Origin of the sequence: Streptomyces sp. BK340, assembly GCF_007827595.1 — a bacterium.
Classification (GTDB): Bacteria; Actinomycetota; Actinomycetes; order Streptomycetales; family Streptomycetaceae; genus Streptomyces.
Genome location: NZ_VISR01000003.1, coordinates 83,889 through 109,975, shown reverse-complemented (window position 1 = coordinate 109,975; position 26,087 = coordinate 83,889). Strand labels below are relative to the sequence as shown.

The window sequence follows — 26,087 nt, the reverse complement described above, 5'->3', positions numbered from 1 at the left end:
GACGTGCGAAGGGCCCGATTCCCTCGGGAACCGGGCCCTTCGTACGTCGTGTCACTCCTGCGGGAAGTCTCCCGCGAGCGCCGAGGCGATCCGCAGGTGCTGGTCCGCCTCGTCGTGCCGGGCCTGGCGCTGGAGTGTGCGGCCCAGCATCAGCCGGGCGTAGTGCTCCACCGGGTCGCGCTCCACGATGAGCCGCAACTCGGCCTCCGCCCGTCGCAGTTGGGCCGAGTGGTAGTAGGCGCGGGCCAGCAGCAGCCGGGGGCCGGTCTGCTCCGGCACCTCCTCGACCAGGCCGGCCAGCACCCGTGCGGCGCCCGCGTAGTCCTGGGCGGCGAAGAACTGCTGCGCGCGCTCCCAGCGCTCGGCGGGGGTGCCGTGGTCGTAGTACGTGGTCTCCACTTGCGTCTCCACTCGTGACCTCCTTCGACGGCCACAACGGCACGCGGTAGTTCAATATTCCACTACTGTGGGGCGAGGGCGGCCGGGTCCAGAGGGGCGTCCAGCAGGGCGGTCAGGTCGCGGGCCAGCTCCCGGGTCCGGGCGCTGTCCGGACCGCCGAGCGGCTGCAGCAGCTGGGCCAGCAGGCCCTGGACGACGTCGATCGCCCGCCGGGTGGTCTCCAGGCCCTCCTCGGTGAGCGCGAGCTGCACCGCCCGCGGGTCGCGCGGGTCCTTGGCGCGCTCCAGCAGCCCGGCCGACTCCAGGCTGCGGGCCAGCTTGGAGACGTACAGCGCCTCCAGGCCGGTGTGGTCGGCGAGCCGTCGCTGACTGGGCCGCTCGCCGGAGCGCTGCATGCCGTACAGCGACGCCACCAGCGAGTACTGGGCGTGGGTGAGGCCAAGAGGGGCCACCGCCCGGTCGACGGCGACCCGCCACTTCATCGACAGCCGCCACACCAGGAAACCGGGGGTGGCCCCTTCGGAAGTCTCGCTCATGAAGATACTGTACATGGCTACTATGGCGGTCCGGGTACGGGTGCGGGCAGTTGCGGTACAGAAAGTGCCGCTGAGATTGATCACGGGTGGCCGGCGCGCCGGCTGTGAGATCCGCAGGAGTTCGCGGAAGGCATGCCGGGCGTTCCCGCGGCCGACTACGGTCCGCTTGTGCCGGTGGAGTTTCTGACTGTCGAACAGGCCGCGGCGCACGGGACCGTTGCCGAGGTACCCGACACGTCCTGAGCTGGAGAGGTTCCTCACCCTCGTCGCGCCGACGCCCTGCACACCCTCGCCGTCGACCCCCACCTCAACGACGGGCCGCGCGTGGCGGCGGCGAAGGCGCTGGCCGGACTCGCCGACCCTCGCGGCACCGCCATGCAGCGCTCGCCGGCCGAACCGTAGGCGCCCGCGGTGATGTGGTTCGCGGCGAACTCCAGGTCGGCGTCGGGGAGGACCACGGCGTGGTTCTTGGCGCCGCCGAGGGCCTGGACGCGCTTGCCCGCCGAAGCGCCGAGGCTGCAGGTGAACTCGACGACCTCGCGGCCACGGACGATTTCGCCGCGTGCGTCGTCGACGGTCTTGCCGTGTTCGGCGGAGATGATCCTGGCCAGTTCTTCCTCGTGTTCGACGAGGAGCCGGCGGAAGGCGAACATCACCTGGGTGCGCTGGGTCAGCGAGGATTCCGACCAGCTCTCGAAGGCGGCGGTGGCGGCCTGGACGGCGGTGTCCACGTCGAGTGCGCCCCCGAGCACCACCCGGCCTGTTCTTGCCCGGTGGCGGGGTTGAGAACCGGCTGCGCGGCGATGGCGGAGCCCTCAGTGGGGGAGCCGTTGATCCAGTGGGGAAGGGTGTTCACGGGAGCGGGTGCCTTACAGGTAGTGGCGCTGGGTCCGCTTGTGGACGCCGTACGTCTCGTAGGCGGCGCGGGTGGAGTCGAGGGCGGATACTTCGCTGACGGGGACGTCCCACCAGCCGTGCGCGGGCGGGTTGGGTCCGTGGAGGTCGGTCTCGACGTGGACGACGGTGGTGCGGTCGGCGGCCTTGGCCTTCTCCATCGCCGAGCGGAACTCCTCGACGCTGGTGGCGTGCAGGACGTCCGCACCCAGGCTGGAGGCGTTGGCGGCGAGGTCGAGGGGCAGGACGCCGCCGTCGAGGAGGCCCGAGTCGTCGTTGCGGTAGCGGTATCTGGTGCCGAATCGCTGGGAGCCGAGTGATTCGGAGAGGGCGCCGATGGAGGCGAAGCCGTGGTTCTGGACGAGGACGATGATGACCTTGAGCCCTTCGGAGACCATGGTGACGATCTCCTGGGCCATCATGAGGTAGGAGCCGTCGCCGACCAGGACGACCACCTCGCGGGAGGGGTCGGCCATCTTGGCGCCGACGCCGGCGGCCACCTCGTAGCCCATGCAGGAGTAGGCGTATTCGACGTGGTAGGCCTTCGGGTCGCGGGCCCGCCACAGCTGCTGCAGATCGCCGGGCATGGAGCCGGCCGCGTTGACGACCACGTCGCGGTCGCCCAGGACGTCGTTGAGCGCGCCCAGGATCTGGGTCTGAGCGGGCAGTTCACCGGAGTTGCGGTCCGCAGCGAAGCACTCTTCCTCGATCTCCCGCGTGCGGCGGACGAGTCGGCGGGTGTGAGCCCGGTAGTCCGCGGACACCTCCCAGTCCGTCAGCGCTCCCGCGAGTGCCTGGATGCCGAGGCGGGCATCGGCGACCAGCGGTTCGGCGGAGTGCTTGACGGCGTCGAGGCGGGCGACGTTGAGGTTGACGAAGGTGACGTCGGGGTCGGCGAAGAGGGTGTGGCTGGCGGTGGTGAAGTCGCTGTAGCGGGTGCCGATGCCGAGGACGACGTCGGCCTCGCGGGCCAGCTCGTTGGCCGCGTAGGAGCCGGTGGAACCGATGCCTCCGACGGCGCAGGGGTGATCCCAGGGCACGGCGCCCTTGCCGGCGTGCGTGTCGGCGACCGGGATGCCCGTTGCCTCGGCGAACGCCCGCAGTTCGGTCTCGGCACCGGAGTACACGGCGCCGCCACCCGCGACGATGAGAGGCTTCTCGGCGTTGCGCAGCAGCCGTGCGGCCCGCTCGACCGCGCTGGGTTCCGGCACCGGGCGGCCTGCGTGCCAGACCCGGCGCCGGAAGAAGGAGAGCGGCCAGTCGTGGGCCTCGGCCTGCACGTCCTGCGGCAGTGCCAACGTGACCGCGCCGGTCTCGACCGGGTCGGTGAGCACGCGCATCGCGGCCAGTGCGGCCGGGATGAGCTGCTCGGGCCGGGAGATGCGGTCGAAGTACTTGGACACGGCGCGGAAGGCGTCGTTGACGGTGACGTCCCCGCCGCGGGTGTCCTCCAGTTGCTGCAGGACCGGTTCGGCGGCGCGGGTGGCGAACATGTCGGACGGCAGCAGCAGCACCGGAACGCGGTTGGTCGTCGCGAGGGCCGCACCGGTGATCATGTTCGTGGAGCCGGGGCCGGTGGAGGCGGTGCAGGCGAAGGTCGCCAGCCGGTCGCGCATCTTGGCGTACGCCACCGAGGCGTGCACCATGCCCTGCTCGTTGCGCGCCAGGTAGTAGGGAAGATCGGCTTCCTGCGTGACGGCCGCCTGAAGGAGCGCCTGCCCGATCCCGGCGACGTTGCCGTGCCCGAAGATCCCCCACACACCGGGGATCAGCCGTTGCTCCTGCCCGTCCCGCTCGCTGTACTGGTTGGCCAGGAAGCGGACGAGAGCCTGGGCAGTGGTCAGTCGTACGGTGTTCATTCGTTCTCTCCGAAGGGCGGCCGGTCGTCGGTGTCCTGGGAGTCCCAGGTCGAAGGCAGCCCCAGGAACTCCGAGTCGCCGGTGGACAGGGTGTGCGCCTCGCCCGGCCTCAGGGTGAGGATCCTGAGGCCGGGGTGTCCCCGGCCCGCCGACTCGGGCGTGACCAGGAGGCCGTAGGGTCCGTCGGCCGAAGTTCCCTTCGGCAGGTGGTACTTGCTCGTGCTCGTCACAGCAGGCTCACCGCCCGGTCGACGGCGCCGGCGACATCGCCGTCCGAGGGGTAGAGCAGGGAGCGGCCGACGACCAGGCCCTGCGCGGCGGGGAGTTCGAGGGCCCGCCCCCAGGAGGCGAAGGCCGCGGCAGGGTCGGTGACCTCGCCGCCGAGGAGCAGCGTGGGCAGCGTGGAGGAGGCGAGTACGCGTTCCATGTCGTCGACGACGGGCAGCTTCAGCCAGGTGTAGGCGGTACGCCGGCCCAGCCCCGACGCGATCGTGATCGACTTGATGACGGCGTCCGGGGAGAGGTCGTTGCGGATCTTCCCGTCCTGCCAGGACGAGATGAACGGCTCGACCATGGCGATGAGTTGCTGGTCGTTCAGCTCGTTCATGGCGCGGGCGGTGTCCATCAGGGCGTTCGGAGTGGCCGGATCGTCCAGGGCGATGCGCGTGAGCATCTTGCCGCCGTCGAAGCCCATGGCGGCGATGGTCTCGGCGTCGTAGCCGGTGAACCGGTCGTCGATCTCGAACACCGACCCCGCGAGGCCGGCCCGGTTCATCGAGCCGAACACGCTCTTGCCGTCGAGGACGCCGAGGAGCAGCAGGTCCTCCAGGATGTCGGCAGTGCCCAGCACCCCCGTCACGCCCGGGCGCTCCAGGGCGGTGCACAGCCGTTCCAGCAGCTCGAAGCGGTCCGCCATGGCGGTGGGCTCACCGCCCACGCCGTTGGCGCCCCGTGCCGGATGGTCCGCGGCGATGATCATCGCCTTGCCGTGCTCACCCAGCGGCGAGGTCGCCCGGACGCGGCGAACGGCCGCTGCCGCTATGGCACCGGGGTCACCGACCCGGGCGGACACGATCCGGCTCACGTCGTGGGACGACACGTGCTCACGCCTCTCGTTCGGTGGAGGTGGGGACGAGGGATGCCTCGCGGAGCTTGGCGTCGACCTCGGCCTCGGTCGGCATGGCGTCCGAGCAGGACAGCCGGCCCGCGACGACGGCGCCGGCGGCGTTGGCGAAGGAGACCGTGCGCCGGGTGTCCCAGCCGGACAGCAGCCCGTGACACAGCGCGCCGCCGAAAGCGTCACCCGCGCCCAGGCCGTTCACCACGTCCACCGGCACCGGCGCGATCTCGACCGCCGTGCCGTCCCGGTCCATAGCGAGGACACCCTTCGGGCCCTGCTTCACCACGGCCAGCTCCACCCCCGCGGCGAGCAGTGCCTTCGCGGCCGCGTACGGCTCGCGCTCACCGGTCGCCACCTCGCACTCGTCGAGGTTGCCGACGGCGACGGTGGTGTGCCGCAGGGCCTCCCCGTAGTACGAACGGGCCTCGGCCGGGTCCTTCCAGAACATCGGCCGCCAGTCGAGGTCGAAGACCGTCGTCCCGGCCTCGGCCCGATGCGCGAGCGCGGCCAGGGTTGCCGAACGACTCGGCTCCTCGCTCAGGCCCGTCCCGGTGATCCAGAAGATCCGCGCGCCCCGCACCGCCTCCAGATCCAGCTCACCCGGCCGGATGTCCAGGTCGGGCGCCTTGGGCAGCCGGTAGAAGTACAACGGAAAGTCGTCCGGCGGGAAGATCTCGCAGAACGTCACCGGCGTCGGTGCGACCTCCGACGTACCGACGAACCGGCCGTCCACGCCGTACCCCTCCAGCGCGGCCCGCACGAACGCACCGAACGGATCCCGCCCCGTCTTCGTGATCACAGCCGAGCTGTGCCCGTACCGCGCGGCGGCCACGGCCACGTTCGTCGGGCTGCCACCCAGGTACTTCCCGAACGACGTGACCTCCGCCAACCCCACACCTGTCCGAAGCGGATACACATCCACTCCCACGCGGCCCATGGTCAGCACTTCGAATGGCATCAGGCTGGTTCCCTTCGCTCCGACCGTCCCGGAGGCGGTGGGGGCGGACGAGTGCTTGAAGCGCTTTAAACGCGCGCTCTAAGGCCAGTACGATGCCGTCCCACAAATGTCATGTCAATAGAATGTTGCTACGTGGCCTGATAGGAACGAGGTGCGGAGCCTCGGCGACGGGCGCGGTCGACGACCCCGGCCGGCAGACGGCCGAACTCGGCGCCCGGACCGAAGAGGATCATCAGGGCCGAGTGGGCCCGGCAGGCGCCGCCCGGGCCCTCGTCGCGGGCGCCGGGCGCCGGGCGAGGGTGGGGGAGAGGGGGCTGGGGCTCGGGTGAGACGCCGGTCCCGGTGCGGGAAGGGTCTTCCGCCGAGGGCGCCGCGGTGGAGGCGACCGACGAGGGAACAGTGCCTGGGCGAGGGAACAGTGCCTGGGTGGGGGCCGATCCGGCGGCTGCTACGGCGTCGGTGCCGGGGCGAGGGGCGGCGTCCGGGGTGGGCACGGAGCCGGCGTTTGCCCGGGAGTTGCTTCGGTGCCCGGTGAAGGGAGTGCTCCGGCGCAGGGGCCGGCGGCTGCTCAGGTGCCCGGGGTTGGTGCGTGCTGCTTCGGTGCCGGGGACGGCTGCCGCTCGGTGCCGGGGGTGGCTGCCGCTTCGATGTAGGAAGGCCGGGCCTACTCCACGGCGCGGAGGGGAGGCGGTGCCTGGGCCTGCCCGCCGTGCTCCAGACGGCCGGAGACCCCGACGGGCGGCAGATGACGGCCGCCCTCGTCGACTGGGCGCACGCCCGGCTCACCGTGGCCTGCACCGGCCCGCGCCCCAGCACCGCGGCGCACGCGCTGCCCGGCCTCCACCTGGAACTGACCGTGGCGACCCTGCTGCTGGAGTGTGCCTCCCGCGTCCTGTGCCCGACGTGGCGTCCCGCGCCCTCGCTCTGGAGGCGGTCGGCCGTGCCCTGCCCACCGGTTCGCCCACGGGCCGGGCGGCCCGAACCCCGTACGGCCACCGGCAGCCGGTCGTACGGCAGACCCACCACCGGCTGCGCGCCGGGCCCTGCTTCACGCAGATCCCGGCGCCCGGCCGTCGGCCGTCACGGTGCGCCGCCCGGGCCGGTGTCCACCAGGCGAGGTAGGGCGGCACACGCCTCAGCGAGGTGCGTCAGAAGCGGGGTCCCTGCGGTGTGTTCCGCGGCATCGGGACGATGCGCTGGTTCACGCCGGGGCCCTGTCGGCCGGACGGCTTGCAGGTGACGTCCTGTGCCGGCAGCTTTCCGCTGCTCAGATAGGCGTTGACGGCGCGCTCGGCGCACGAGCCCGGGTCGCTCGCGTAGACGCCGTGGCCCTCGCCGCCCTTGACGTACACCATCCGCGAGCCCTTCAGTGCGCGGTGCATGCCGAGACCGCTGACCAGGGGCGTCTGGGAGTCCCACTGGTTCTGCACGGTGAGTATGCCGACGCTGTTGTCCACCGCCGTGACGGGCTCGGCCGGCTTGTCCCAGAACGCGCAGGGCGTGATGTTGGAGCCGAAGTCGCCGTAGAGCGGGTACTTGGCCTTGTCCTGGACCGCGTCACGCCGGTACTGCTCGGGGTCGCGCGGCCAGGCCGAGGTGTCGCCGCAGACCACGGTCCAGAAGGCGGCGGCGCCGTTGTCGGCCGGCGGCTGCGCGGCGGCAGCCCCGGACCGGCGCGGTACCCGCTGATCGTGCGGCGCGGGGGAGCGGTGGGAGACCGCGTGGCCGCCGGCGGCCCTCTTGAGGTCGACGACCGCCTCGGCCGCGTACTTGGGGGTGAAGAACGCGGAGCGCAGAGAGGACCGGATGTCGTCCCCGGTGACCTTCTCACCACCGTTGTCGATGGGCGTGCGGTCGGCCCGGGCGACCAGGTCCCAGAAGCTCTTCCTCACCTTGGCCGGGGTGTCGCCGAGCCGGTAGGTGCGGTTGTGCTGCGCGGTCCACTTCGTCCAGCGGGTGAACGCCGGCTCGGTGCCCTCCGCCCAGACCTGGATCATGCCGCGCCAGACCCGTGCGGGGTCGACCGCGCTGTCCAGCACGAAGCGATCGGTCCGCTCGGGGAACATCTGCGCGTAGACCGCGCCCAGGTACGTGCCGTAGGAGTAGCCGAGGTAGGAGACCTTCTTCTCGCCCAGAACGCCGCGGATGACGTCCATGTCGCGGGCGGTGTTGCGGGTGGTGATGTACGGAAGCCGGTCGCCGTTCCTGGCACGGCACTTGTCGGCGACGGTCCGGGCCCACTTGACGTCATTGCTGAACGTCTGCGGATGGTAGGGATGTTCGGTGTTCTGCTCCTTGTCCGTGAGGCCGCAGGTGACCGGGCTGCTGTGGCCCACGCCACGCGGGTCGAACCCGATGAGGTCGTACTGCTCGCGGACCTTCCTCGGCATCACGTCCTTCATCATGACCGGCATGTCCAGGCCCTCGCCGCCCGGTCCACCGGGGTTGAGGAGGAGCGCGCCGTGCCGCTTGCCCGGGACGCTGGTCCTCAGGCGTGAGACGGCCAGCTTGATCGTCTCGCCGCCGGGGCGGCTGTAGTCCAGCGGGACCTTGATCGTCGCGCACTGGTACGCGGCAGGAAGCGACGTGTCGCATCTGTGCCACGCGGGCCTCTGGCTCTCGAATCTCTTCAGCGGTTCCGCCGCGGATGCCTGAGCCGGGGCGAGGGCGGGGACCAGCGTTGCCGTGACCCCCACGGCGAGCAAGGGCGCAATGCGTCCTATCCGCACGATGGTCGTTCCTTTCCGTCAACTTCCGGGAAGGTACGACCATTTCGTATCCATGGAGACCGGCGAATCCATCTGCGGGGCCGTCTTGCTACGACTCGCGGAGTACACGGAACAAGACGTGCGGAGGAGAACCCGAACGGCCTGATCACCGTCCGCCCCGCGCAGGGTCGGCCGCGCTGCTGCACCCTCGTCGACGACACCGGTGCGTGCCGCCGCACCGCCGCACCGCCGCGTCATCGGGCCGGTCTCCGGTCACGACGGGGCCGGTGGACCCTCACCGCATGGCCGCCCCCGGACTCAGCATGGCTGGTAATCCCCCCTCCACCGGGCGAAAGACGGGCTGACTCATGTACCCGAACGATGGCTTCCGCGAACTTGATCGTGACGAGTGCCTGTGGCTGCTGGCGACTGCACCGATCGGCCGCGTCGTCCACACGCGGCAGGCGCTGCCCGCGGTCCTGCCCGTCAACTTCAGCCTGGACCACGACGGAGCGGTGCTGCTGCGTACGTCGGCGGTCTCGGACCTGGCCCACGCGGTCGACGGTGTGGTCGTCGCCTTCGAGGCGGACGCGGCCGACGCGGACACGCACTCCGGCTGGAGCGTCGTCGTGACGGGCCGCGCGGAAATCGTCACGGACCGGGCCGAGATCGACCGCCTGGAACGGACCGGCCCACGTTCCTGGGTTCCCTCGCCCGAGGAAGTCTTCGTACGGATCGAGCCTGAACTGGTCTCCGGACGTGAACTCATCGGCGGCCGCACGCTGTACGGCTCGCATCTCTCCAGCCGCTCGCCAGGACACGCCGGACCGTGACTCTCGCCGCTCGACGCCCTGGGCGACGGGAGCGACGGGAGCGAGGGGAGCGAGGGGGGGACCCTTGGACCCCGTCGGGCGGACGATCGGGGACTGTTCGGCCCTATCCGGGCCAGGTGCCCCTCCGGCGATCATGATGCGGCGGCCGGGAGAGGAGCCAGGTCCACACCCGCATCCACGGCACTTCCCGGCTCGCTGTCTCCATGACACGAGGGAAGGGCACCGTCCGGTGGACGAGACGCAGGAACAGCAGATGACGGCCGCGCGGCCGAGAGACACATCGGTGTTCTCGACAGCCGCAGGGACCACCGGGCGAACGGAGCGGGCCTCGGCCGGACGGCCGTCGTGGGCGGAGTGGCTGACGACCACCGACCACAAGAGGATCGGGACCATGTACCTGGTCACCGCGTTCGCCTTCTTCATGGTGGGTGGCGTGATGGCGCTGCTGATGCGCGCGGAACTGGCCAGGCCCGGCCTGCAGATCATGTCCGGTGAGCAGTTCAACCAGGCATTCACCATGCACGGCTCGATCATGCTGCTGATGTTCGCGATGCCGCTGTTCACCGGCTTCGCCAACTGGATCATGCCGCTTCAGATCGGCGCCCCGGATGTCGCCTTCCCACGGCTGAACATGCTCGCCTACTGGCTCTTCCTGTTCGGCTCCGCGATCGCGGCCTTCGGCTTCCTGACTCCTGGAGGCGCCGCCGACTTCGGCTGGTTCCTCTACGCCCCGCTCTCGGACGCCGTCCACTCACCGGGGCTCGGCGCCGACCTGTGGATCATGGGTGTGGCGCTGTCGGGCTTCGGATCGATCCTCGGCGCGGTCAACTTCATCACCACGATCATCTGCATGCGTGCCCCGGGCATGACCATGTTCCGGATGCCGATCTTCACCTGGAACGTGCTGCTGACCGCTCTGCTGGTCCTGATCGTCTTCCCGGTCCTGGCGGCCGCGCTGTTCGCGCTCGAGATGGACCGCAAGTTCGGCTCCCACGTCTTCGACGCGGCCAACGGCGGGGCGCTGCTGTGGCAGCACCTGTTCTGGTTCTTCGGCCATCCCGAGGTCTACATCCTGGCACTGCCGTTCTTCGGCATCGTCTCCGAGGTCGTCCCCGTCTTCGCCCGCAAGCCGATGTTCGGTTACATGGGACTGATCGCCGCGACGATCTCCATCGCCGGTCTGTCGGTCACGGTCTGGGCGCACCACATGTACGTCACGGGCGGCGTGCTGCTGCCCTTCTTCTCCTTCATGACGTTCTTGATCGCCGTGCCGACCGGGGTGAAGTTCTTCAACTGGATCGGCACGATGTGGAAGGGCTCGCTGTCCTTCGAGACTCCGATGCTGTGGACCACCGGCTTCCTGATCACGTTCCTCTTCGGCGGCCTGACCGGGGTGATACTCGCCTCCCCGCCGATGGACTTCCACCTCTCCGACTCGTACTTCGTCGTGGCGCACTTCCACTACACCGTCTTCGGAACCGTCGTGTACGCGATGTTCGCCGGATTCCACTTCTGGTGGCCCAAGTTCACCGGCAAGATGCTCGACGAACGCCTCGGGAAGATCACGTTCTGGACCCTCACGGCCGGCTTCCACACCACGTTCCTGGTCCAGCACTGGCTGGGCGCCGAGGGCATGCCCCGCCGGTACGCCGACTATCTGGCCGCCGACGGCTTCACGGTGCTCAACACCGTCTCGACGATCGGGTCGTTCCTGCTCGGCCTGTCCATCCTGCCGTTCTTCTACAACGTCTGGAAGACGGCCAAGTACGGTGAGCGGGTGGAGGCCGACGACCCGTGGGGTTACGGCCGTTCGCTGGAGTGGGCGACCTCCTGCCCGCCGCCCCGCCACAACTTCGTCTCCCTCCCGCAGATCCGCAGCGAGTCTCCCGCGTTCGACCTGCACCACCCTGAGATCGCCGCGCTCGAGGTGGCGAAGTAGACCATGGCCCAAGCCGTACTCGCACTGGGGGCCGCCACGGTGGCCGCGGCAGGCTGCGTCTGGTATCTGCCGGCGCTGGCCGACCTGAGGGCGGGAGCCGACCGGCCGCTGTCCTGCCGCAGGGCGGCTGCGGCCTGCCTCGGCGGCTGGGCCACGGTCGGGGTCGTCGCCGTGCTGCTGCTCGTCTCGGAAGCATGGTGGATACCCTCCGGCGCGGCCGTGGCCGGCGCCGTCGTCACGCTGGGCCTTCGGGTCCGGGCGTCCTGGCAGCGCAGCCGCGAGTCGCGCGAGGCCGCGTACCAGTGGGCGGAGTTGGGCGACGATCGGCAACCGGCTGACACCGAACCCGTCCGAACGGCCGTCGTTGCCGTGCTCGTCGGCTTCGGGCCGGCGGCCGCCGTGGCCGCGGCGGCAGCCATGGTGGTCGTGAGGCCTGGGCAGGGCGCGGCCGGATGGGTGGTCGCCGGCGTGCCGACCACGATCGTCGTGCTGTTTCTCGCCGTCGCGGCAGCGTCCGGGCGGGTGCTTCGTCGCCATCGTGCCGACGCGAGCGGACGCCGTCGGTGACACGGCGCCGACGGTCGCCGTTCCGCCGTCGGGTGCACCGGTCCACACGCCTGTGACGGGCGGCGAACGCGAAGCCGACCACGCGCAGCCCGTCGTCGCGGTACAGGACGCGGCTGAGCGTGCCGTCCGCGGACAGGGGCAGCTCGGCGGCCAGGTCCTGGTTCAGGGTGGCGGCGGTCCCGGGCTTCTCCTTGCTGCTCACTGAGCGGAAGAGGCAGGCACGGCGACCAGGCTGATCGCGCCCAGGTGGTCCCGGTGACGGTTCAGGACGCTGCGCATGTACAACACACGCCGCCGCGCCGCCGGGTGCCGCAGGGCGCGGCCGGCGATGCCCAGGGCACGGATCAGTCCTTCGTCGGCGAGGACTCGGCGCGGTTCGAGCAGGGCCATCGGTGCCGTTGTGCGGGCAGTGACGGTGAAACCCTCGGCGGCGAGCAGATCGGTCCAGCCGGCCGGGGTGAGCGGCCGGGCACCGACATGGACGGCCTCGCGCAGCTCGGCGGCGATCTGCCGGGCGAGCCCCGGATCGATGTCGTCGGGCAGGAGGCACATCTCGTGGAGGGCGTATCGACCGGACGGGTCGACAAGGAGACGGCGCGCTTCCCGTACGACGCGTCGCTTGGCGGGTTCGGGCTGCATGGTCAGCATGGCCTCGCCGTACACCACGGTGGCGCTTGCGCTCGGCAGGCCGGTGTCCGCCGCATCCGCCCGCACCACGCGGACCACGGTGGGTCCGGCAGCCGTGAGGGCACCCAGGCACGTCACGGCGGCCGCGTCGCGGTCGACGGCGGTGAAGGCGGCGGGAGCGCGAGCGAGCGTGAGCCGGGCGGTCGCTCCCAGGCCCGCGGCGAGCTCCACCACGCGGTCGTCGGGACCGATGGCGAGCGCGTCGAGCATCGAGCGGGTCATCTCCAGGCCGCCGGGGCGCAGGACGCGTTTGCCCAGGCCCGCGAGGAGCAAGTGGCCGGGCACGCGGGAGGCGTCGAGACCTTCGCCGGGTCTCGGCATGTCCTTGGGGAGCGGCCGGCCCCGGTCTGTCGTCGCCATGGTGTGAAGCCTCGCTCTCTGCCTGCCCTTTCCGTGCTTCTCAGAGAATCCTAATTCTGGCGTTTCCGGTTTTACTGAGTCGAACGTCCCGATTCTGTGCGACCTGGCGGCCAGGTCGCGGCAGGCCGTTCCGGTACGGCCGGAACCGGGTCAGGGCGAGGACGGCGATCACGCCGCACCGGGCGGGGCGGGCTCATGCGGCACGCCGGGCGGGGCGGCCGGCCTCATGCGGCACGCCAGGTACGCGGCTCCGGGGACCGCACGCCGTGCGTCGGCGGGTCAACAGCCTGCGGGCGGCCAGCGGCCGGCCCTCGCCTGCGCGCCGCTGCGATGGGCGTGCGGTCCTGTCGTTCTCCCTGGGCACGCACGCTGGGCGCCGTCACCGGCCCGGTCCCGGGGCCGAACGGTGCTGTCCCGGCCACCTTCCGGCCCGTCCTCCGCCGCAGCGCGGGGACTCGGGTCCCGACGGAGCGACCGGGCCCGCTCGGATCGTCCGCCGGCCTCGATGCGGAGGCCGCCGGACACCGGGGCGGAGCGACGCACGCCCGGACTGAAGTCCCCTGCGTCGAGGGGCCGTTCGGCCCTGTACGGAGCCGCCGTCAGGGGCCGGTCGGCTGTGATCGTAGGACCGATCGGCCCAGGCGTCGCCGACTGCGGCACCGGGATGCTGTCCTGTGACCGGCCAGGAGCGGCCACGGACCATCGGGTCCCGCTGTCCGCGGCCACGTCTCCTCGTGTACAGGCCGGGGCAGGCGCGGCTCGCTCCCGGTCCGGTCACCGTCCGGCCCGCTGCCTCTGTCAGGGCCACGGCCGGACGATCGTCCGCCGCGCCCCCGTCCCGGCGTGCGTCTCTGTGCCTGGCCGCCCGGCGCGTCGGTCACTTCGGGGACGTGGCGGACGAACCGCCCCTGCCGTCTCGGCCCCCGATGACACCGATGACGCCGATGACGCCGAGGCTCTCGAAGCCGACAGGCGTCTTCCCCGCCGCGCCGGCGCTCCTGAACACCCGAACAGTGGGAGGAGGTCGAGGCGGTGCGCGCCCGGGTCGGCACCTGCCTGCCGCAGCGCTCCGCCTGACCCGACGCCTTCGTCCGAGGGCAACTCGGTGAATCACGCCGACATATGGGACCGGCATGGTGAATGCCGGTGCAGCGCCATGACGTTCGCACGGATGTTTTACCAACCCATGGTTGCCGCCCTCGCCGGTCCGTCGGACTCTTGGTCACCATGCCGTCGGGCAGCTGGTTCTGCTGGTCAAGGGGGGTGCATGGGTCCCCCGCGCTGAGCGGGGAATGTTCATGCACCTCGAGTTCCGGCACCTCCGTATCCTGCTCACCGTCGCCGAGGCCGGCAGCATCCGCAGGGCCGCCGCGCGGCTGCAGCTCTCCCAGCCGGCCACGAGCGCTCAGCTGAAACGGATCGAACAGGAGCTGGGGGGCCCGCTCTTCATCCGCAGCGCCGACGGCGTGAAACCGACCGAGAACGGACAGTACGTCCTGCGCTGTGCCCGGGACCTCGTCGTCGGTTTCGACCGGCTGCGTGAGTACGCGCGATCGGCTGCCGAGGCGGACCGAAAGGCCGCCGCGCCGCTGAGGGCCGGCGGAACCGCCGGCCCTCTGGTGTCCCTGCTGGTCTCCGCCCTCTTCGAACTCGTACCGGAACGCCGGCTCACCATAGATGCCCGCCGCTCCGTGCACACCCTGGTGAAGTCGCTGAGCCAGTCGAAATGCGACCTCGCGGTGTTCGGCGAGTTCCCGGGTTTCCCCCTGCCGGTCGGCGAGTCGGTGGCGACGCGCACGCTGCTGCGCGAGCCGGTCTTCGTCCTGCTCGCCGAGGACCACCCGCTGGCACGCCAGGAGAGGGTGAGTCTCCATGAGCTGGCGGGCGAGGAGTGGGTCATGCCGGAGGCCGACGAGAGCGGTGTGCACGCGTACCTTCATCTCACCTGCCGGTCGGCGGGATTCACGCCGCGCATCGCCCATGTGACGCCGGATCTGTCCGTGGCGCAGATCCTGGTCGCCGGCCGCCGTGCCGTCTGCGGGGTGTGGCCGACCGCCGACGTCCCGGCCCAGGGCACCGTGCAGCGGCCGCTCGTGGACGTCCCGTTCCACCGGCGGCTGCTGCTGGCCTGGAACACGGAGTCGGTTCCGCCCGAACTCGCCGACGCGGCCGGCGAGCGTGTCCTGGCCGCCTATCTGTCGCTGGTGCGGCAGCGGCCCCAGTACCTGGCCTGGTGGCAGGACGGGGGCGAGGAGTTCGCCCTCGGCGAGGGCGCCTGACCGGCCGGGCCACGGTTCCCCGTGCCCTATAGCGCCGGGGCTATATCCCAGATGGAGTCACGTCAGGAACATGTCACCTGGTGAACACTTCGCGTCAACGTCCCAGGACGTCGTCACCCCACGACGAGCCAACGTCCGAAGACGTCGTCACCCCACGACGAGCGAAGGAATCACCCCGTCATGCCCCGTCCTCTGCTTGCCCTTTCCGCGATGGTCGCAGCCGGCGTCATCACCACCGGCGCGACGGCCGTACCTGCGTACTCGCAGACCGACGCCGTGCGGGGCGGAATATCCGTCCGCGACACGGCGATATCCCAGGCCAAGGCGAACGTGACCCGGCACGCCGACACCTTTGGTTTCGGCGCGGGCCAGAGACTCCACGTCAAGGACGTCGTGATCGACGCCGACGGCACCCAGCACGTCCGCTTCGAACGGACCTACCACGGCCTCCCCGTCGTCGGCGGCGACTTCGTCGTCCACCAGAAGGCCGACGGCTCGCTCAAGGGGTCCAGTCGCGCCAAGGCCCACAAGGTGGCGCTCAAGTCCCTCACTCCCGCCGTCGACGCCAGGGGCACCGCGGCCCGCGCCCTGAAGCGTTCGCACGGGCTGGTGCGCAACGCCAGGACGACCCCCGAACTGATCGTGTGGGCCGCCGACGGCACCCCCCGCCTGGCCTGGCGCACCACCGTGCAGGGCCTGGGCGACAAGGGCCAGCCGCACGGAGAGGTCTTCGTCACCGACGCCGCCACCGGCGCGGCGATCGAGAACTACGACGTCGAGCACGAGGCCACCGGCACCGGCCACTCCGAGTACACCGGCGACGTCGGCATCGACACCACCCAGCAGGCCGACGGCACCTTCGCCCTGATCGACCCGGTGCGCGGGCACATCACCAAGGACGCGCACAACATCGCGTCCTCGTCCCTGAAGAGCACCTCCGGCACCCTGTTCACCGACGCCGACAACATCTGGGGCGACGGCAGGAAGTTCTCCGCCGACCGCGCCACCGCCGCCGTCGACGCGCACGTCAACACCGCGGAGACCTTCGACTACTACAAGTCGACCTTCGGCCGCAACGGCATCAAGAACGACGGTCGCGGTGCCACCGTCTTCGTCCACGTCGGCACCAACTGGGACAACGCCCAGTGGTCGGACGCCTGCTTCTGCATGATGACCGGCGACGGCGACGGCACCACCGACCCCGAGCAGGTCGACCTCGACACCATGGGCCACGAGATGACCCACGGCGTCACCTCGGCCACCGCCAACCTGCGCTACAGCGGTGAGTCCGGCGGCCTGAACGAGGCCACCAGCGACATCCTCGGCACCATGGTCGAGTGGTACGCCAACAACCCGGTCGACACCCCCGACTACCTCTTCAGCGACCAGTCCACCCCGCCGTGGCTGCGCCGCTTCGACAAGCCGTCCCTGGACGGCCGCTCCGCCGACTACTGGTCGAAGTCGGTCGGCCGGCTCGACGTGCACAACTCCTCGGGCGTCGGCAACCACTGGTTCTACCTCGCCAGTGAGGGCAGCGGCACGAAGACGATCAACGGCATCACCTACAACAGCCCGACGTACAACGGCTCCACCGTCACCGGCATCGGCAACAAGAAGGCCTCCGCCATCTGGTACCGGGCGCTGACCGTCTACATGACCTCCACCACGGACTACAAGGGCGCCCGCACCGCGACCCTGAACGCGGCGAAGGACCTCTACGGCGCCACCAGCCCCGAGTACGCCACCGTGGCCGCCGCCTGGAGCGCGGTCAACGTCGGCTGACACCGAAGCTCACCACCCGATCCGCGGGAGCCGGCCCGGGCGACGAGGACCTGGTGCATGCTGACCGAGCATGCACGGTCGTCCGGGCTCGCGGAGCGCCGCGTCACCGGCGCTCGGGGCCGAGTGGATCCTGAGGAGTCCCGGAACGTTCGGGAGCCCGCGGCCGGGATGAGGAGTGCGGCGCGCGGGCATGTAAGGACCACGCCCGTCCGGACAGGCGCCGGAGCCCGGCCGGGGGCCGGCGACGCGTGCTGGAGGCCCCGTGTGGTGGATCGTCCCGCTGACTGCCGCGTACGCCCTCGTCGCCGCCTTCTCCGTACGCTTCCGCCGCAGGTACCGACGCATCGTGAACGCGCCGGTCACGCTCCGCCCGCCCGATGAGGAACTGACCCTCTACGAGGTGGCATACCTCGGCTTCCGGCACAGGCAGGTCGCCCGGACGGCGCTGGCCGCCATGGCGCTGTCCGGCCGTCTGGAGGCGAAGGACGAGGTCCTCACCATCACCGACCCCGTTCCGCGCGACGACATCGAGGCCGAGGTCGTCAAGGTGATGGGCCTCGCGCCGCGCCGCGAGTCCTGGGAGCGGATGCACCGGTTCGACAAAAGCGCCGTCATCAATGCCGTCGGCGACCGCCTGGCCGGCCAAGGCCTGATCGGCAGCCCCACCCTGCACGGCGCGGCCGAGCGGGCCCGTGGTCACCTCGTCGGCATCCTGAACCTCGCCTGGATCCTCGGCGCAGTCGCCACCGGCCTCGCCGTACCGGAACCCGGGAGCTGTCTGGTCCCGATCGGGGCCACTCTGCTGCTCCTGGTGGTCGGCATGTGGCGGCTGAACCCGGAGCCGTACCGCTCCAGCTCGCTGACCGACGCGGGACCGGCCGCCCTGAAGGACCACGAAGCCCGCCACCCCTGCTGGGCTCCCCGCTCCCACGACGACCTGTCAGACGAGGACGCCGTCCTGCTCGGAATCGTCGCCCGCCGCGGCCCCTTCCGGGACAGGCTCGTTCCCCTGGACAGGGCCGTCGACCGGCCCGTGTCCCACCGCATGACCGAGGACATCAGGGAGGCCCCGGGCCTCGGCGGCGGCATCTGACCTCGGCGTACGATCCCGGCCCGACCCCGCGCCTCGGAAGTGCCGCCTCGCCCTCGGCCTTCGGACCACCTGTGAAACCGCTCACGCCCCCATGCCCGTCGGCCGTCGGCCGACGAGGGCAACGTTTCGGCTGACCTTCGCCCTGCCCGGAACCGGCGCAGCCACCGGCACCGCTCCGATGGCATGATCGGCTCTCGACCTCTATGACCAACATCTAACAATCGGCCGAACAATTGATACCTAGATCCTCGCGGGTCCTCTCGCGAATAGACGGCAGAACCCTGTTCGCCGGGTGGCGTCAACCGCGGGCGATGCTGTGGGCGGCGGCGGGTGTGGCGGCCCTCGGACTCCTGGTCGCGCTGGAGATCGCCGCGCGTCACTACGGCCTGCCGGGGCCGATCACCAACCAGGTCAAAGGGGTCGTGACAGCCCCCAAGTCGGGGCCGCTGTACGCCGGTCTCGCGTTGATGATGGTGGTGCTCACCTGGCGGCAGCGGTTCATCGCGGCCGGTGCCGCGATCGGCATCGACGTCGTCTTCGTACTGGTGCGGTGGGCGGTCGACGCCAGGACGCCCGACGGCCAGTCGTTCGGCAGTGGCGCGTTGTGGGTGATGTTGGGCTGCGCGGTCGTCGCTGTCACGCGCCGCACCGGCCGGGAGCGTGCCCTGCTGCTGAAGGGTGTCGGGCTGGGCCTGCTGCTGGTGGCCGCCCGCAAGACCGGCGACACCTGGCTGCTCATCACGGCGAAGACCCGCCCCCTGGTGCTCGACCCGTACGTGGCGACCGCCGACCACGCGCTGGGCAACCCGTCATGGCTGGTGGGCCGGATGGTCAGGGCCACCGACCCGGTCGGCACCCATCTCCTCGAGTGGGTCTACGCCCAGCTCGCGGTGGCCGCGGTCGTCGTCGCGCTGTACCAGCTGCGCAACGTGGCGACCGAGCGCCGCTTTCCGAGTCACCATCTGCTGCGCACCTTTCTGGTGATCGGCCTCCTCGGCCCGGCCGTCTACATGCTCTTTCCCGTGGTCGGACCGGTCTTCGCCTACGGCCCGGGCGCCTCCGGCACCGGCGGCGTGCAGTGGGCGGTGGCCGACCTGTGGCCGAACACGCCACCGGCGATCGGTACCCCGCACCCGGTGCCGTACGACTCGATCACCCCCCGCAACTGCATGCCCAGCCTGCACACGGCGTGGGCCACCGCGATCTTCATCCATTCCCGCAAGGGCCCTCGGATTCTGCGCTTCGCAGGCGCGTTCTGGCTGATCGCCACGCTCACCGCGACGCTGGGCTTCGGCTACCACTACGGCGCCGACCTCATCGCCGGTGTGGTGTTCACGCTCACGATCGAGGCGGCTCTGCGCATGCTCGACCAGGGCCGGGACCGGTCGGGAATCCGGCTGGTCGTGTACGGCACAACCGTCTTCGCCGTGCTCCTGCTGTCCTATCGATTCCTGCCGACGGACATGGCCGAGCACCCGTACCTGTCCGGACCGCTTCTCGTTCTGGCGATGGGCTCGGTGATCTACGGCTACGTACGAACCACCAGGGCGTGGGAACCGGAAGCCGCGCCGGTGCCGCAACCGGATCCACAACCCGAACTGGTCTGAATCCATGGGGCGGGGTTGATCGGATCGTCGACCACACCGCCCAGGCGCCCGGCTTCGCCGACCGGGTCCACTGCGAGGTCCAGTTCGGCTGCGGCTGCGGTCAGCGCCCTGAGCGCAGGTACGAGACCGGCGTGCTCCTGCGCGGGCAGACGTTCGACCAGCGAGCGGATTTCGGTTCGACGGTGGCCGAGGACGCTCTCCACGAGTTCCTGGCCCGCGTCGGTGAGGCACAGCACGACCCCGCGGCGGTTGTCCGGGTGGCTTCACCACCCGCTCCAGCCAGCTGCACGAGTCCCGGCTGCTGAGCATCGGTGGCCCGCTCTTCCACTACGCGCTGTTCCTCGTCATCGGCGGCCACGTCATCGGCCTGCTCGTCCCCTTAGGCACTCACCCGGCTCCTCGGGATCGGCGAGGAGCAGTACCACGCCGTGGCCCTGACCATGGGCGGCACGGCAGGCGTCGCCGCCGTCACCGGCCTCGGCGTGCTGCTGGACCGCCGACTGCGCGTGCCCGCCGTGCGCCGCGCGACCAGCCGCAGCGACGGCTTGACCCACCCGCTCCTGGCCCTCGTCCTGCTCGCCGGGCTCACCGCCACCGTCTCGTCCGCGACCAACCCCTACGACTACCGGCTCGGGGTCGCCGTCTGGTTCCGCAGCCTGTTCACCCTCGACCCCGACTCACCGCAATGGCGCACGCACCGTTCGTCCACCAGGTGCACGCGCTGCTCGCCCTGGCCCTCTTCGCGCTGTGGCCGTTCGGTCGCCTCGTCCACGCCTTCGCGCTGCCCCTCGGCCAAGCGGCCCGGCCCTACGTCGTCCACCGCTCCCGCGGCCGTGCCACTGCCCGCCGCTGACCGCGGCTCCTGGCAGCTTCGGCCCGTCAGCCGTCCGATCGGGACGACGAATTTTCCTAACGGGCAACTGGTGCTGTAGACAAGTCAGTTGTCGCGCCCCTCTGGATCGCGACAGGCGGTGATCGCGGCAACTTCGGTCGCTCTGCGTGCGATTGCCGACCCCCCCCATGCACGAAGAAAGGCACATGTATGGCGAACAACCGCAGGATGCGCCACGGCGGACACCTGCTGGCGCTCTCGGCGGCTGCCCTGGGCATGGTCGCGGCGATGGCCGCCCCTGCCTCGGCCGACGACCAGCCCACCCGGGCACAGCTCATAGCCGACTGCGACTCGGGGGAGGGGAAGTGCACCTTCAACGAACCGCAGTTGGGCGACGCGTATCTCGGAGACTTCCACCGGGTCTCCGACTCGCTCTACAACTGCAGCACCTCGGCCGCCACCCAGTCGATGACGTGGTCCGACACGGTCGGTTCCACGGACTCGGCGGGCGTGTCCGTGACCGCCGGCGGCAAGATAGCGGGAATCATCGACCTCAGCGTGACGGCGACCTACAGCCACACCTGGTCGAGCACCCACTCGGAGGCCAGCTCCGTCAACATGACGGTGAAGCCCGGTGAAGTCGGCTGGATCTCCCGCGCACAGGTGATGCAGACCGTCTCCGGCACATGGCAGACCCACTACGACGACCGGAAGTGGGGCCATTACTTCTGGTTCGTGCCCGACGTCGTCACCGGGCCCGCCCCGAACGGAACGGACGGCCAGAGCAACGCGGTGGTCGTCAAGTCCCGGAAGATGACCGCGAAGGAGAAGCAGTCCTGCGCCAGCCGCTCCGGTAAGGCCAGGACGTTCGTCGTCCAGGGCTGATCCACCGGTCGTGCACGTGGCTGCCTCGCGGTCCGCGGACTCGCGAGGCAGCTCACGAACGCTTACGAAAAGTCGTCACCCGAGCCGGCGTTGCCCGACGCGGCACGCGTGGCAGAGGTGCGGCGGCCGCCTCGGCGGTCCGAGCTGCGGCCTCCGGTCCCGGCCGTGCCGCCCGCGGCTCCGCCGCCCGCCGCACGCCGGCCGGATCCGCGGACGGCCTTGCCGGAGGCGGCGCCGGTCGCCGCACCGGCCGCGGACCGGCGGTCGGAGCCGCGCCCGCCCGCGCCGGCGGCACCGCCCGATCCCGCCCGGCGCTCGGAGCCCCGGCCCCCGGCCCCGGCGGCAGCACCCGTCGCGGCCTTGGCCCCGCCGCCGCTTCGGCGTCGGCGGCCGGATCGCGCGCCCGGCTTGGTGTCGGCCCCGCGGTCCGGGCGGGACGCCGTAGGCGTCGCCGGCTGGGGAACCTCGATGGTGACGGCCACGCCGGACGGCTCACGGGCGCCGGTGATGGTCGTCAGCGCCGTGTCGCTCGACGTGACGCGGGCCGTCCGGGGACGGATGCCCGCGTCCGACATGAGCCGGGTGACGTCCCGCTTCTGGTCGGGCAGCACCAGCGTGACCACGCTTCCGGAACCGCCGGCGCGGGCCGTGCGGCCGCCCCGGTGGAGGTAGTCCTTGTGGTCGGTCGGGGGATCGACGTTCACGACGAGATCGAGGTCGTCGACGTGTATGCCCCGGGCCGCGACGTTCGTCGCCACCAGGGCGGTGACCTGGCCGTTCTTGAACTGTTCCAGGGTGCGGTTGCGCTGCGGCTGGGAGCGGCCGCCGTGCAGTGCCGCCGCGCGGACACCGACGGCCAGCAGCCGCTTGGCGAGCCGGTCGGCGGACCTCTTGGTGTCGAGGAAGAGGATGACCCGGCCGTCACGGGCCGCGATGCGCGTGGTGACGGCCTTCTTGTCGGTCTCGTCCTGGACGTGGAGCACGTGGTGCTCCATGGTCGTCACCGCTCCCGCGGACGGGTCCACGGAATGCACCACGGGGTCGGTCAGGAACCGCTGCACCAGGCGGTCGATGTTGCGGTCCAGGGTGGCCGAGAACAGCATGCGCTGTCCGTCGGGCCGCACCTGCTGGATCAGCTTGGTGATCTGCGGCAGGAAGCCCATGTCGGTCATCTGGTCGGCTTCGTCCAGCACCGTGATGCGTACGTGGCCGAGCACACAGTCCCCGCGTTCCACGAGGTCGTTGAGCCTGCCCGGCGTCGCCACGAGCACCTCGGCACCGCGCCGGAGCGCAGCGGCCTGCTTGGTGATGGACAGCCCGCCGACCACGGTGGCCAGCCGCAGGTTCACCGCCGTCGCGTAGGGCGTCAGCGCGTCCGCCACCTGCTGGGCGAGTTCACGGGTGGGCACCAGCACGAGGGCGAGAGGCGCCTTGGGCTCCGCACGCAGTCCGGCCGTGCGGGCCAGGAGGGCCAGGCCGAACGCGAGGGTCTTGCCGGAGCCGGTGCGCCCCCGTCCCAGCAGGTCACGGCCGGCGAGCGAGTTGGGCAGCGTGGCGGCCTGGATGGGGAAAGGGGCGGTCACGCCCTGCGCGGTGAGGGTCTTCAGCAGCGCCGCGGGCATGTCCAGACCGGCGAAGTCCTCGACTGCGGGAAGCGCGGGTGTGGTGCTTTCCGGCAGCCGGAATTCCTTCGGCGACGACGCGGACGGCCGGGGCGACGAGTCGCGTCGGTTCGGCTTCTGGGACCTGCGGGACATGCGGTTATCTGCCTTCCTGGAAACAGCACAAACCGCGGTCCGCACCATGACGGTGCGGACCGCGGTGAGCGGATACGCGTCCGGCGATCAGGCGGGGACGATGTTCTCCGCCTGCGGGCCCTTCTGGCCCTGCGTGACGTCGAACGAGACCCGCTGGCCCTCCTGGAGCTCACGGAAGCCCTGGGTCGCGATGTTCGAGTAGTGGGCGAAAACGTCCGGACCGCCGCCGTCCTGGGCGATGAATCCGAAACCCTTTTCAGAGTTGAACCACTTCACGGTTCCCTGTGCCATGACCTTCTCCTTCAGTAGGCAGAGGCCCCATCCGGAGATGCCGGAAAAAACAAATAAGCGCCTGAACAGAACATTCCCGTCAGGCGCACATAGGTTCATGGGTACCACAACTGCAACTCGAAAAGCGTAGCACAGCTCGGCGGCCCGTGTTGCATCACCGACGCGCGCCGCCGCAGGCCGTGCGAGCGGCCGCTCAGAGGCTTGCCGCGTGGTCGGGGACGTAGGTCTGAAGATCGCGCGGCGGTCGCTCGTAGCCGGTGGACGGCGGCCGGTCCGGGAGCTCCAGTACCGGCGGCGGGACCTCCTGGTACGGCAGGGAGCCCAGCAGATGGGCGATCATGTTCAGCCGCGCCCGCCGCTTGTCGTCGCTCTCCACGACGTGCCACGGCGCCTCGCGGATGTCGGTGTGCACCAGCATGTCGTCCTTGGCCCGAGAGTACGCCTCCCAGCGGGTGATCGATTCCAGGTCCATCGGCGACAGCTTCCAGCGCCGCAGGGGATCGTCCAGCCGGCGCCGGAAACGCTCCTGCTGCTCGGTGTCGCTCACCGAGAACCAGTACTTGCGCAGCAGGATCCCGTCCTCCACCAGCATCCGCTCGAAGATCGGGCACTGGCGCAGGAAGAGCTGGTGCTCCTCCTTGGTGCAGAAACCCATCACGTGCTCGACCCCGGCCCGGTTGTACCAGCTGCGGTCGAACAGCACGATCTCCCCGGCTGCGGGAAGGTACTCGACGTACCGCTGGAAGTACCACTGGGTGCGCTCGCGCTCGGTGGGCTTGGGCAGAGCCGCGATCCGTGCCACCCGCGGATTGAGGTACTCGGTGACCCGTTTGATGGTGCTGCCCTTGCCCGCCGCGTCCCGCCCCTCGAAGACCACGACCAGGCGGGCGCCCTCCGTCCGCACCCACTCCTGGAGCTTGACCAGCTCCGTCTGCAGGCGCAGCAGTTCCTTCTCGTACATCTCGCGCGGCAGCTTCGCCACTTTGTTACCGGCCATGCCGCCTGCGTACCCCTCGGCGCGGCGGAACTCAACACCATGACCGAACGTGTCGGCATCGACGCCCTCGCCCACCGGCAGCACGCACCCGCGCCACAGGGCCCGCGAGAGGCGGCCGGCCCGCCTTCCACCGGCGGGGACGGGCCCGCCCCCGTTCAGTGCCGGTGCCGCACGAAGCCGGCGTAGGCGAACCCCTCGCCCGCGCGTGGCGCGCGGGTCCAGGACCGTGTGGTGAGGGTTCGGACGGCACCTGCGCCCGATCGGAGTGGAAGCCGCGGTACCTGGCCTGCATGTACGCGCGGAACGACGGATAGCGGTCCGGAAATTCACCGCTCCAGCCCTTGTGGACGTAGAGCGCCCATTCGCCGTTCTGGTCGCTGTCGCCCGGGTCCAGCAGGGCGGACGACATGTCGGAGTCCGTCTCCAGCCGTAGCGCCCGTTGCCACATGCCGGCCAGCAGGACGTCCTCGTCGCGCGGGTTGTCGCCCAGGTTCTGCTCGTACAGCGGGGTCATGTCGTAGGGGTCCCGGAACCAGTCGATGTCCGCGGCGCCGCCGAGCTGATAGACCCCGGCCGTCTCGTCCACGTGCCACCCGTCGCTCACGGCCAGGAAATCCCGGTACGAGGGCGGCAGCCTTCGCCCCAGCCGCTCCTCGGTCGCGGCGATCACCGCCTCGTCCGCCCCGGGCCTGCCCAGGGGGGCGCGGGTCTGCACGTCGTCCTCGTCCGCGTCCGCACGCGGGACCCACTCCGCCTGCCAACGTCCGCGGAACTCATACCAGTCGAAAGACTCGCCACTCATGGTCGGATGGTGTCAGCCGGCACTGACAACGGCGCCCCGGCTCTTCCCCGCTCCGCCTGTCAGGGCCGCAGGCCCGCCCGCCTGAGGGCGGCCTCGGACAAGTCGGAGATGGCTTGCCGGTCACCGCGGCGCCAGGCGTCGGCGAGGCCGCCCGGTGGGGTGGGGACCGCGGCGAGGTGGCTCTGCGGTCCGGTGAGGGCGCGCAGGGCGAGCAGGTCAGCGCCTCCGGGGCTGTCGAGGAGGCGGCGGGTGGCGGCGCTGCGCCGGATCCAGAGCAGGCGCGGGGGAAGCCACAGCACCAGTACGAACGCCACAGGCAGGACGATCAGGGCGAGTGCGGTCAGGTCGGCCACCTGGCCCACGACGTGCTGCAGTGACCGTCCGGCGTCGGAGAGACCGGTGCCGGCGCCGGCGGCGGACTGGAGAGGCTTCTTCAGGGCGCCCCCGACGAACGGCACTCTCGAGGCCGCTTCGGCGGCGTCGTCGAGGCCGGTGGCGAGGTTGTCACCTGCCCTCTGCGCCTCCAGCCCCGGCCCGGCCAGCCGGCTGATCGCGTCGTGGACGGTCAGGGCGAACTTCACCGCTGCCGCGATCAGAGCCACGGCGATCAGATCCGCGAGCACCTGACGGCTCAGACGTGCCGGGGTCTGGGCGTAAAGGCGCATGGGCGTGCTCCTGCTCCGGCGACAGCATCGGAGATGGCCGGCTCCAGCCAGGTCGGGCCCGATGTCGTGGCGCGGGGCTCGGCCGGTCGCTCGACGGTACGCGGGACCCGGCTCTCCCGCAGGACTCCTCGGCGCACGTCCTCGACAAGGTGCCGGGTTGGCGTAGTGGTGCGGCGGGGTGCGGGACCGGACGACGGCTCGTCACTCGAAGAGATCAGTTCCTTCGAGGGGCTGACT

General features: G+C 70.9%; 21 protein-coding genes and 3 pseudogenes. 10 read left to right on the top strand and 14 right to left on the bottom strand.

Translation table 11 applies throughout. The features are described 5' to 3' along the window. Positions 1–51: 51 nt before the first annotated feature. The 7 genes and pseudogenes from FB157_RS06935 to iolC form a co-directional block, all read right to left on the bottom strand. Positions 52–399, bottom strand: coding sequence for a tetratricopeptide repeat protein (locus FB157_RS06935; RefSeq protein WP_145877864.1), 348 nt, complete (start codon positions 397–399; stop codon positions 52–54). Between the two features lie 62 nt (positions 400–461). Further along, entirely contained in the window at positions 462–935 is a 474-nt protein-coding gene (locus FB157_RS06930; RefSeq protein WP_145877041.1) for a MarR family winged helix-turn-helix transcriptional regulator, read from the bottom strand. Positions 936–1,303: 368 nt separating this feature from the next. After that, positions 1,304–1,791 (bottom strand): annotated as a pseudogene (locus tag FB157_RS06925) (aldehyde dehydrogenase family protein); the annotation flags it as partial. 13 nt (positions 1,792–1,804) lie between these two features. Continuing rightward, positions 1,805–3,688 (bottom strand): 3D-(3,5/4)-trihydroxycyclohexane-1,2-dione acylhydrolase (decyclizing), encoded by a 1,884-nt coding sequence (gene iolD / locus FB157_RS06920; protein WP_145877039.1) that lies wholly within the window; start codon positions 3,686–3,688, stop codon positions 1,805–1,807. Continuing rightward, entirely contained in the window at positions 3,685–3,918 is a 234-nt protein-coding gene (locus tag FB157_RS06915) for a hypothetical protein (RefSeq protein WP_385172354.1), read from the bottom strand. Before FB157_RS06915 ends, iolD begins: the two co-directional genes overlap by 4 nt. Then, the gene (locus FB157_RS06910) at positions 3,915–4,787 is read right to left on the bottom strand and encodes an aldolase (RefSeq protein WP_145877038.1); all 873 of its coding nucleotides are present in this window, start codon (positions 4,785–4,787) and stop codon (positions 3,915–3,917) included. Before FB157_RS06910 ends, FB157_RS06915 begins: the two co-directional genes overlap by 4 nt. Positions 4,788–4,791: 4 nt before the next feature. After that, the gene (gene iolC / locus FB157_RS06905; RefSeq protein WP_145877036.1) at positions 4,792–5,766 is read right to left on the bottom strand and encodes a 5-dehydro-2-deoxygluconokinase; all 975 of its coding nucleotides are present in this window, start codon (positions 5,764–5,766) and stop codon (positions 4,792–4,794) included. 903 nt (positions 5,767–6,669) lie between these two features. On the opposite strand from iolC, the gene FB157_RS06900 reads away from it, so the two are divergent. Next, positions 6,670–6,888, top strand: coding sequence for a hypothetical protein (locus FB157_RS06900; RefSeq protein ID WP_145877034.1), 219 nt, complete (start codon positions 6,670–6,672; stop codon positions 6,886–6,888). A gap of 26 nt (positions 6,889–6,914) precedes the next feature. Here FB157_RS06900 and FB157_RS06895 read toward each other — a convergent pair whose 3' ends face one another. Further along, positions 6,915–8,495, bottom strand: coding sequence for an alpha/beta hydrolase (locus FB157_RS06895; protein WP_145877033.1), 1,581 nt, complete (start codon positions 8,493–8,495; stop codon positions 6,915–6,917). A gap of 347 nt (positions 8,496–8,842) precedes the next feature. Here FB157_RS06895 and FB157_RS06890 point away from each other — a divergent pair, with 347 nt between their 5' ends. The 3 genes from FB157_RS06890 to FB157_RS06880 all read left to right on the top strand — a co-directional run bounded on the left by FB157_RS06890 (position 8,843) and on the right by FB157_RS06880 (position 11,813). Next, positions 8,843–9,307, top strand: a complete 465-nt coding sequence (locus tag FB157_RS06890) for a pyridoxamine 5'-phosphate oxidase family protein (RefSeq protein WP_145877031.1) — start codon at positions 8,843–8,845, stop codon at positions 9,305–9,307. A gap of 229 nt (positions 9,308–9,536) precedes the next feature. Beyond that, the gene (gene ctaD, locus FB157_RS06885; RefSeq protein WP_145877029.1) at positions 9,537–11,246 is read left to right on the top strand and encodes a cytochrome c oxidase subunit I; all 1,710 of its coding nucleotides are present in this window, start codon (positions 9,537–9,539) and stop codon (positions 11,244–11,246) included. Positions 11,247–11,249: 3 nt separating this feature from the next. Beyond that, positions 11,250–11,813 (top strand): hypothetical protein, encoded by a 564-nt coding sequence (locus tag FB157_RS06880; protein ID WP_186581384.1) that lies wholly within the window; start codon positions 11,250–11,252, stop codon positions 11,811–11,813. Positions 11,814–12,011: 198 nt separating this feature from the next. Here the strand turns inward: FB157_RS06880 and FB157_RS06875 are convergent, their stop codons facing one another. After that, the gene (locus FB157_RS06875) at positions 12,012–12,860 is read right to left on the bottom strand and encodes a class I SAM-dependent methyltransferase (RefSeq protein WP_222440916.1); all 849 of its coding nucleotides are present in this window, start codon (positions 12,858–12,860) and stop codon (positions 12,012–12,014) included. A gap of 1,298 nt (positions 12,861–14,158) precedes the next feature. Here FB157_RS06875 and FB157_RS06865 point away from each other — a divergent pair. The 6 genes and pseudogenes from FB157_RS06865 to FB157_RS06835 all read left to right on the top strand — a co-directional run bounded on the left by FB157_RS06865 (position 14,159) and on the right by FB157_RS06835 (position 21,338). Beyond that, positions 14,159–15,139, top strand: a complete 981-nt coding sequence (locus FB157_RS06865) for a LysR family transcriptional regulator (RefSeq protein WP_186581383.1) — start codon at positions 14,159–14,161, stop codon at positions 15,137–15,139. Between the two features lie 180 nt (positions 15,140–15,319). Further along, the gene (locus FB157_RS06860; protein ID WP_145877024.1) at positions 15,320–16,921 is read left to right on the top strand and encodes a M4 family metallopeptidase; all 1,602 of its coding nucleotides are present in this window, start codon (positions 15,320–15,322) and stop codon (positions 16,919–16,921) included. Positions 16,922–17,183: 262 nt separating this feature from the next. Next, positions 17,184–18,014 (top strand): TIGR04222 domain-containing membrane protein, encoded by an 831-nt coding sequence (locus tag FB157_RS06855; RefSeq protein WP_145877022.1) that lies wholly within the window; start codon positions 17,184–17,186, stop codon positions 18,012–18,014. Positions 18,015–18,325: 311 nt separating this feature from the next. Further along, positions 18,326–19,621, top strand: coding sequence for a phosphatase PAP2 family protein (locus FB157_RS06850; protein WP_145877020.1), 1,296 nt, complete (start codon positions 18,326–18,328; stop codon positions 19,619–19,621). Between the two features lie 259 nt (positions 19,622–19,880). Beyond that, positions 19,881–20,474: pseudogene (narI, locus tag FB157_RS06840) on the top strand (respiratory nitrate reductase subunit gamma); the annotation flags it as partial. 189 nt (positions 20,475–20,663) lie between these two features. Continuing rightward, positions 20,664–21,338: a hypothetical protein gene (locus tag FB157_RS06835; RefSeq protein WP_145877018.1), complete on the top strand. Its 675-nt coding sequence runs from the start codon at positions 20,664–20,666 to the stop codon at positions 21,336–21,338. A gap of 62 nt (positions 21,339–21,400) precedes the next feature. Here FB157_RS06835 and FB157_RS06830 read toward each other — a convergent pair whose 3' ends face one another. The 5 genes and pseudogenes from FB157_RS06830 to FB157_RS06810 all read right to left on the bottom strand — a co-directional run bounded on the left by FB157_RS06830 (position 21,401) and on the right by FB157_RS06810 (position 25,850). Next, positions 21,401–23,095, bottom strand: coding sequence for a DEAD/DEAH box helicase (locus FB157_RS06830; RefSeq protein WP_145877016.1), 1,695 nt, complete (start codon positions 23,093–23,095; stop codon positions 21,401–21,403). Positions 23,096–23,182: 87 nt separating this feature from the next. After that, entirely contained in the window at positions 23,183–23,386 is a 204-nt protein-coding gene (locus FB157_RS06825; protein ID WP_020943502.1) for a cold-shock protein, read from the bottom strand. Between the two features lie 193 nt (positions 23,387–23,579). Next, positions 23,580–24,383 (bottom strand): polyphosphate kinase 2, encoded by an 804-nt coding sequence (gene ppk2, locus FB157_RS06820; protein WP_145877014.1) that lies wholly within the window; start codon positions 24,381–24,383, stop codon positions 23,580–23,582. 244 nt (positions 24,384–24,627) lie between these two features. Then, positions 24,628–25,185, bottom strand: a pseudogene (locus FB157_RS06815) (SMI1/KNR4 family protein); the annotation flags it as partial. A gap of 59 nt (positions 25,186–25,244) precedes the next feature. Next, the gene (locus FB157_RS06810) at positions 25,245–25,850 is read right to left on the bottom strand and encodes a hypothetical protein (protein WP_145877010.1); all 606 of its coding nucleotides are present in this window, start codon (positions 25,848–25,850) and stop codon (positions 25,245–25,247) included. Positions 25,851–26,087 lie beyond the last annotated feature (237 nt).